1 pseudogene is annotated in these 442 nt (G+C 32.6%); it reads left to right on the top strand.

Annotated features, from left to right (window positions below):
• Positions 1-122 precede the first annotated feature (122 nt).
• A pseudogene (locus ACTQ5K_RS25590) lies at positions 123-442 on the top strand (DUF421 domain-containing protein); the annotation flags it as partial.

The following is a 442-nucleotide window of genomic DNA, read 5'->3' as shown; positions in this document are numbered from 1 at the left end:
TATTCATTCATATATTACATCATGGTTGGAATTGTAACTCGAGCTTTAATACTAAAACTAGCCTCTTTATCTAAACCTCAAGATCTTACAACTAAGTAAAATTTAAATTGGAGGAAAAAACGTTGGAAGAAGTCAATATTGGTTTACTGACGATCAAAGTCATCGTTGGTTTTGCCACTTTATTTTTTATCATTATCATAACAGGCAGAACATCCATCTATCAGTTAACCCCGTTTCACTTAGTTTTTGTGTTAGTACTTGGAGATCTTTTAGGAAATACCATTTATGAAGATAAGGTAGGGATTTTTCATTTTTTATATGCCATCGGATTGTGGACGTTTCTTATGTTTGGAATAGAGTTTATGACTCTAAAAAATAAATCGACACGTTCTCTCTTATTAGGCAATCCTAACATCATCATTCGAGATGGTGTTATGGACAG

Source organism: Niallia sp. Sow4_A1 (assembly GCF_052116745.1).
GTDB classification, from domain to species: Bacteria; Bacillota; Bacilli; order Bacillales; family Cytobacillaceae; genus Niallia; species Niallia hominis.
The sequence above is the reverse complement of the archived record's forward strand: the minus strand, read 5'-3'. Positions and strand labels throughout refer to the sequence as shown.